This window comes from Treponema sp. R6D11 (genome assembly GCF_054786075.1).
In genome coordinates this window covers 1-7,693 of sequence record NZ_BDHD01000087.1, presented here as the reverse complement: position 1 = coordinate 7,693, position 7,693 = coordinate 1, and the positions used below count along the sequence as shown (strand labels likewise).

Genomic DNA, 7,693 nt, shown 5'->3' with positions numbered 1-7,693 from the left:
ATATTGCTTTAACTATTCTTTTTACAACATATTCTTTTTTTAGAATCGGCAGAATAAGCGGGAAGCGCGTCTTTACTCCTTCAAACAGTCCCGTATTAATAAAGAAAGGACAAACTACTGTGGTTTTTATCGCGCTTTTCATGCGCCGCAGTTCCATACGCAACGATTCGTCAAAACCAAAAGCGGCGAATTTTGCGGCGCAGTAATCCGACAATCCTTTTACGCCGATAATTCCCGCGGACGAAGAAATGGTAACAATGTGACCAGTATTTCTTTCTATCATGGAAGGCAGAAACGCTTTACATGTCCAGAAAAGGGAAGTCGCGTTTATATTCATAATTTTAATTATGCTTTCATCGGGAGTACTAAGGAAAACAGGACCAACGACATTCGGTCCTTTTTTTGATACGATACCCGCATTATTAATAAGAATATCCAACGGACCAAACTCCGCTACAAGTTTTTGCGCCTGACTGTAAACGGCGTTTCTGTCGGATACATCGCAGACCATTCCGCGTATAAAAAGATTTTTAGCGCGGGCTTCATCTTCCACCAGTTTTATTGCAGACTCGTTAACGTCCCAAATAACTACCCTGGCTTGTTTTTCTGCATATGTAAATGCCATAAGCAGACCGATACCGGACGCTCCTCCAGTTATTAGTATCAATTTATCTTTTATGTTTTTCATGGCTTATATTATAACATAGATTGTAAAAAAGTTATATATATAAACACGTTCCGTTTAATTTAGCATATATATGTCAAAGTAAACGAAAGGCAAAAATTGAGCTTGAAAGGTATGAAAATCTCTAAAAACCAAACCTATGTTTTTAGAGATTTTCATATCTAATACGCCGCTATCCGATACTCACGCCGTTTTCCGTTTGTAGGATCATCAAAAGAGAGCGAATACGCACGCAGGGCAAGGTTTCCTGTTTGCGGACATTCACTAGAAGGTGAGTACAATGGGTCATTTTGAATTGGGAAACCTGCCCAGCAGAGATGACAGCGTATCTGGTGGCGAAACCCACGCTTTATTTTTGCTGTAAAAATATTTCCGTTAATACTGATAATTTCCGTTTTGTAAAAGCCACCTTTGTCTTTGGCGATTTCTTTGTGTTTTTTTCCGTCTTCAATTACAGGGCGGACAAGTTTTCTGCCTGGACCAAAGGGGCGAAAATAACTTTCTATTACAAATGGAGGTTGAGATATGCCGCTTGAATATTCGGGGAAACCTGATAACTCAGAAGCAACATCGGTTTTTGTGCAGATTGCGGAATATTCTTTTATAAATTCGCCGTTGTCTTGCAAAGTTTTAAAAGTGTCGTAACTTTTTTTATTTTTAGCAAACAATACAAGTCCGTGGGTTTCAAAGTCTAGGCGGTGCATTATGTCAAAGCATGGCGATTGAGCGGAGTACCATTCTAAAAGCGTACCGTCTTTTTGCGATTTTATGCTTGATTGGGTGCAGTGCATTTTTGGTGGCTTAAACACCACGGCGAAATCTTCCATTTCTTCAAGAATGTAGGGGCTATCCATTTGTATTTATCCTGTTTAATTTTTCAATTACCGCCGTAAACCGCATGGGAATAGGCGAAGAAAAAAACCGTTCCTCTGTTTCATTCGGCAAAATAATCGCAAGACTTTTAGAGTGGAGCATAAGGCTTGCATCGGGGAATAATTTATCCGCACTGCCGTAAATTGGGTCTCCAAGTATTGGACAGCCGATGTATCGCAAATGGACTCTTAATTGATGAGTGCGTCCTGTGCGTGGACGCAAAAGAAGTAGCGAGTGCGTCCGCCATGAATTAATCACTTTGTAATAAGTAACGGCGTTTCTTCCATTGGCACAGACTGTAAACTTTTTGCGGTCTTTAGGGTCTCTTGCAATAAAAGTTTCTATGCGTCCGTTGTTTTCTTTTGGCGTGCCTTGAACAATCGCCGTATAAGTTTTTTTCGTCTTACGCGCCTTAAATTGTTGTGCAAGAAAAGCATGTGCTTCATCATTATAAGCGGCAATAATTACTCCTGATGTGTCTTTATCAAGACGATGTACAATGCCAGGACGCACATTGTTTGTTTCCATATCGCTTGCTTTGCCGCCTCTGTTAAGTCTTCTAAAATATAATGCATTGGCAAGCGTGTCCTGCCTGTTGCCTGCTCCTGGGTGAACTACCATTCCCTGCGGTTTGTTTACAACAACGCAATTTTCGTCTTCATAAATTATTTCAAGGGGAATGTCTTGTGGGATAATATTCACGGGCGGAGAATCTTGCCAACACAATTCAAGATGGTCTCCCTTTTTAACGATGCGAGAATTTTTTACTTCTTTTCCATTTACTTTTGCGGTTAAAGACCTTGCCTTAATTTGCGAACGGGAGAGAAGGCGTAAAGTTTCCGATACATAGCGGTCAAGTCTGACGGGTTGGGGGAGTTGTTCATTTATAACATGGGAAAAATCGGGCATTATTTTTTTCCAGAGCCTGCGGAATCACCGATTCCCTCCTGAGTTCCATAGGGGGTTACATTAATTTCGTATGAGCCTGTAGGCAGGTTTTCGTTTCTTTTGCGTTCAATAGCTCTTTTTATATTTACAATAACCAAATCAATAAGCGCTAATCCAAGCGATACTCCGGCGGCTAGATAAATAGTATTTTTAAACTCATCATTTGTCATTTCAACTGCGCCTGCCGATTTTAGGGGCCAGGGAGCATACTGCCGCCCTTCTTCTGAAAAATTAAAATTATTTGCGTCTCTCCAACGGAGCAAATCAGCCACGGTTGTAACAAAAAACATTGAGAATGGGAATATACCAAAAGCGATAATATCAAAACGGCGAATATCTTTTACCCACTGAGGTAAATCAGAAGATTTAAATGTTGATACAGTCGATTGAGTTGTGCTTAAACTTTGAGCTTCCGCTTTATGCGTTACGCTAAACAGGAGAGAAAATAAAATTATCAAAAAAAATATTTTCTTCATTTAATTATCCTTAAAAATAGCGTTGCCTATTCTTATCAATGTTGAACCTTCTTCTATGGCTATCTCAAAATCGTTTGACATTCCCATAGAAAGACATGACCAGTTTCCGGGGAAACGCTTTTCAAGTTCATCTTTCGCTTTTACAAGTTGCTTAAAAGAAGAACGAACCAAGGCGGTATCCGTTGTAAACGGAGCCATTGTCATAAGTCCCGTAAGTTTTAACTTGGGACTTTCCAAAACCAACTCCGCCGCCTTAAAAAGAGCCTCTATGCTTTGGTAGCCGCTCTTTGTTTCCTCTCCTGTATGCAACTCAAGCAATACTTCAAGCGGACATTGACGTTGGAGCGAATGTTTCGCAAGCTCAACGATAATCTCGTCCCTGTCCGCCGATTGAACGCAGTCAAAAAAAGGAACCGCCTGTTTTGCCTTGTTCCGTTGTAAGGAGCCGATTAAATGAAGCCGCACATCGGAATGTTCGCTCTTAAAGGTTGCAAGTTTTTCCTCTGCGTCCTTTACTCTGCTCTCTCCAAAACAACGAATACCAGAATTATACGCTTCGACTATCTGCTCAATAGGCACAAACTTTGACACGCCCATCAGCGTAACTTCTTCCCGTTTTCTGTGGGCAGAATCGCAAGCTTTTTGAATCCGCTCTTCCAACTTTGCTATATTCTCGGCAACTGACATTTCTATTCTATAATCGCATATTATCAATGGATAATGCAATAGATAAAAACGACTCCAATTCAAGGCTTTCCGCCCGTTCTCCGCCGTTAAGCGAGTTGCTTTGTAAAACAGAGGCACATAGCTCCTGTACCGCCGATTTGTTTTGCAGGGACTCTCCAAAACGGGCGGAAAGAAAAGTTGATAAATTGTTCTTTATTGTCTTACGTCTGGAAGCGAATAAAGCCCGTACCAATGGATAAAAAACAGCAGGGTATTTTTGAGCGTCTTTTTTTTCAAGAAGAACCGCCATGCTGTCCACATTCGGTTGGGGGTAAAAAGACGAGGGGCGGATTGTCATTAGCGGTTTAACTTTATAAGCCGACGCACACAATACGGAAAAAGACGAATAGTCGGGCTTCCCTGCAACTGCCGCCATCCGTTGGGCGACTTCTTTTTGCACGGTAACAACCATGCGTGAAAAAATACGGTCGTTTTCGATTAAGTCTGCCAAAAGTGCAGCCGCTACATTGTACGGAAGATTTCCAAAAAGAAACGGAACAGGCTGATGTGCCTGCCAAGTTTTCATTACATCGCCTTCAACAAGGGTAAAATTTTTATTCTCGGAAAAAATATTTTTTAAGATTCGGATAAAGCCAATGTCGATTTCAAACGCTTTTACTTTTACTCCGTTTTCAAGAAGCAGAGCCGTCATCGCTCCAAGACCGGGACCAATCTCCCAAATTTCATCTCCATTTTGAACATCAAGAGCCTGCACAAGCGCCTTTCTTGTTTCGGGGTTAATTAAAAAATTTTGCCCAAACTTTTTTTGCATCGCAAGTCCTTCTTGTTCAAGAAAGGCGCGTAAAGCGGTTGCGGAATTGTAATTAAGTGTCATAAAAACGGTTCCAATTTTAACAGGGACAAACGCCGTCTGTATTCAAAGGCAACAATTAACAGCGAGAGGGCAAGGGAGAGAACGATTATCAATAACGCACTTGATGAAATGCCGGGAACTTTCCCTGAAACTGAAGCGATTACTTCCATTAATTTGTACAGGACGGATAACGGCAGGTTTAGCAAGGCGGAGAGCGAAAGAAAATCCAAGACGAGCCAGATTATCGAGCCAATCATAAAGACTGTTGTAAGTGGAACCATTATAAACCCTGTTATGATTCCAACGGGGGCAAGGAGTCCGAATGTGGAACCGCAAACTCCGGCTGTCGCCAAAAATGCGCCGCAGGATAGGGCTAGGGGTTGCAATAAAAAATCTGGAACTTTGCCTGCAAGCAATGAGTAAAGGGCTTTGCCGATTATTAAAATGCCTACTAACGCCAAATATGAAAGAATAAAAGAAATACTGTTTCCGGCTGACGGGGTAACAATAATTTGAATAATAAATGATAGTGATAATATTGACAGCGGTTTTTTAGGCAAAGCTCCAAGTACCGCTAACACTCCAAGTATGTACATCATTGCGGCTCGGTTAAGACTGGGCATTGAACCTACCAAAAAACAATAAAGTAAAATAATAGCCGCGCCGCAAATAGCGGACGCTTTTAAGCCGAGCGGTTTTTTTAACAGGAATGTAATAAGTGCGGCAAGTATCGCAAGATGCATTCCCGACAAAGCCAGTATGTAAGACAGTCCTGAATTTCTGTACATTACAGCCAACTCCGTATCAAGGTTGTCTTTTATTCCCAAAAGCAACGCAAGCGCAAGCCCACCCCACTGTTTACCGCCAAAGCGTTTTATCAAATTTAATCTGATATTTGTACGTAACCGTTCTATCGACGACGGCTGTTTTACAACATGCAATGACTTCGCGCTTAAAGACCAATTTCCCTTTTCATTTAAACGCAATGCTCCTTCGACAAAAACTACAGTCCCCCGCCCGAAATGCTTTAGTCTTTCCACATTTTCCTGCGTAATAAAAATTGCAATCTCTCCCCTACTACTTGCTCGTATGTTTCCGGCGGCACTGTTACGCAATGTTACGGAAACTATCGCTTTTCCGCCTGAAATAATTCTTGGGTCTTCAGCTAACACACCTTCAATGGCGGTTATTTTATTTTCAGGGAGACCGAAGGCGACTTTATTTTGCCCTGAAAACGCCGCACAAATGCCGATGATAAGCCCAATGATTAATGCGGCTGTGCAGTGAGAGTACAATTTTAACGTGCGTGATTGCGTGTTAAGCGAAGACAGTACCATTAAAAGATAGAACGCCGTTAGGGAGAGCAATATAACGGCGGCGATTACCGGTTTTGTACTGTGAAATAAAAAATAAAAACCTATAGCCGTTCCAAGAGCGGCACACAGGAGAGGAGTAATATGAAGACGTTTTAGAAACTGAGTTACCATTTAAGGCGAGCAACCGCCTCCCTTGCCGCGGCTTGAATCTCTTCGGGGTAAGATAAATAACTTACGTTTAATAAATGATCAAAAGCGGCGTTATAGCCTATCTTTCCAAGAGCCTGTACAATCGCTAATGTTATTTCGGAATCATAAGCTCCTGTGCTTTCTGTTCTGGCGTTAATAAGTCCAAGTTGTAAACAAAGTACAAGCGCGGCGTCTGAATTTCCAACCGCGCCAAGACACGTAATTGCTTCTATAAATCTTTCTTTCTGTAACGAATTCTGAAGATAATCGGTTTGCACGCGGTAATAGTGCCGTATCGCAAGAGCGTTGGCGCGCGTCCACCTAAGACGCGTAAGCAGTAAAATAGAAGAATAGCGCATGGCGGTAAGATCGATATTATTATCTGTGGAGGCTAATCCCTGTTCAAGCGCAAGCTCTGCAAGTTGTCCGCGTTGCGATACTGTCAACCTGTCGCTGTTTACTCCCATTGTAAAAGCGGCAAATTTTTCTTCGGGCGGATTATTCATTATTACATTTACAAGAAATTGCTGCAGGTTTCCGGGAATTACCTCTAACGCTCCTTGAGCTTCGGAAGTAATTACTTCCGGGTATCCGGCATAAAGTACCGAGAAAAGAGCGGGATAAGACGAGTTGTCCCCCAATTCCATAAGCGTAGAAATACATACGGATATTATCGTATAATCGACAGTCTCTCCCGATCTAAATAAAAGATTTTTCCCCATTAAATAATTATTGATATTATCTATAATTACCCTGTTTCCCTTTCCCACAGTTCCAAGTCTAAGAAGAATATCTGCTCCTGTTTTTGAATCGGGGTTATCCAAAAAAAGCCGCCAAAGAACAGAAGCGTCTTTAATATTGGAAATATCTATTTTTTCTTCTTGCGGATCACTGTAAACAATCGAAGCGGATAATATCAACAAAAAAATTAATATAAATTTATTACGCATTAACAGTCTCCTTTGGTTGATCTGTCGTTTGTTGCGCGGCTTGCTCTGCGGATTTTTGAGCCGCTTGCTCTGTCATAACATTTGCTTCATCTTCCAATACGCGGAATGGAAGCTCGTCTTCGTCTTCTTCGGGAAGTAAGTTAAAGACTTCGCATAAAAGATAATTTCTGGTTCCGATAGGAAGCGGGTCTGCTTCCATGTGTACAATCGTTGTATTAATATCACGATAATAATCTACAGAGCGCACTGTACCGGGAATGCAGACAGGAATTTTTTCCAGTAAAAATTGCACTTTTAAACGCAGTCCTACGGTAACCTGTCCCAATACTTTAAAGGCGCATCCTGAATCGGAAATATCTTCCAGCATTACTCTTAATCCCGCCGATTTCTCCAGCCTGTGCGGATTATCATTATCATTGACAAGATACAAAAATGCCGGCTTTTGAAATTTAACACGCATGGATTTTCTTTTTTGCGTTCTGAAAAGCGAATCGTTATGCTCTATTTTTAATGAAGAAATACCTTTAGAAAAAACCTCGTCTACTACTTCGGAATCAAAGACGTATCCAGCGTCGTCTTCGCGCCAAAAATAAACGGATATTTTAAGCCCGTACCATTCCATGGAATCTTTCATACTGGCATTTACAGGACGCGCAATAGCAAGATAATTGCCTGAATTTTTTACAACCTCGGATTTATAAACGCCTGTCCCCGCC

At 41.5% G+C, this 7,693-nt stretch carries 9 protein-coding genes; all 9 read right to left on the bottom strand.

All coding sequences use genetic code 11. The annotated features are described in order from the left end of the window. Positions 1–688: SDR family oxidoreductase (locus ACYVTD_RS08345; protein WP_461247315.1), on the bottom strand; the 688-nt coding region annotated here is incomplete at its 3' end. Positions 689–846: 158 nt separating this feature from the next. Next, on the bottom strand, positions 847–1,539 hold the full coding sequence (locus tag ACYVTD_RS08340; RefSeq protein ID WP_461247314.1) for a pseudouridine synthase: 693 nt from the start codon (positions 1,537–1,539) through the stop codon (positions 847–849). Continuing rightward, positions 1,532–2,467, bottom strand: coding sequence for an RluA family pseudouridine synthase (locus ACYVTD_RS08335; protein ID WP_461247313.1), 936 nt, complete (start codon positions 2,465–2,467; stop codon positions 1,532–1,534). Before ACYVTD_RS08335 ends, ACYVTD_RS08340 begins: the two co-directional genes overlap by 8 nt. Continuing rightward, positions 2,467–2,982 carry a hypothetical protein gene (locus ACYVTD_RS08330; protein ID WP_461247312.1) on the bottom strand — a complete coding sequence of 172 codons (516 nt, stop codon included), beginning with the start codon at positions 2,980–2,982 and terminating at the stop codon, positions 2,467–2,469. The genes ACYVTD_RS08335 and ACYVTD_RS08330 overlap by 1 nt, the downstream gene beginning before the upstream one ends. After that, positions 2,983–3,669, bottom strand: a complete 687-nt coding sequence (locus ACYVTD_RS08325) for a YggS family pyridoxal phosphate-dependent enzyme (RefSeq protein ID WP_461247311.1) — start codon at positions 3,667–3,669, stop codon at positions 2,983–2,985. A gap of 7 nt (positions 3,670–3,676) precedes the next feature. Beyond that, the gene (gene rsmA, locus ACYVTD_RS08320; RefSeq protein WP_461247310.1) at positions 3,677–4,543 is read right to left on the bottom strand and encodes a 16S rRNA (adenine(1518)-N(6)/adenine(1519)-N(6))-dimethyltransferase RsmA; all 867 of its coding nucleotides are present in this window, start codon (positions 4,541–4,543) and stop codon (positions 3,677–3,679) included. After that, entirely contained in the window at positions 4,540–6,009 is a 1,470-nt protein-coding gene (locus ACYVTD_RS08315) for a ComEC/Rec2 family competence protein (RefSeq protein ID WP_461247309.1), read from the bottom strand. Before ACYVTD_RS08315 ends, rsmA begins: the two co-directional genes overlap by 4 nt. Then, complete coding sequence (locus tag ACYVTD_RS08310) at positions 6,003–6,977, bottom strand: HEAT repeat domain-containing protein (RefSeq protein ID WP_461247308.1); 975 nt, start codon at positions 6,975–6,977, stop codon at positions 6,003–6,005. Before ACYVTD_RS08310 ends, ACYVTD_RS08315 begins: the two co-directional genes overlap by 7 nt. Continuing rightward, on the bottom strand, positions 6,970–7,693 hold a 724-nt coding region (locus tag ACYVTD_RS08305; protein ID WP_461247307.1), incomplete at its 5' end, for a PilZ domain-containing protein. The genes ACYVTD_RS08310 and ACYVTD_RS08305, both read right to left, overlap by 8 nt.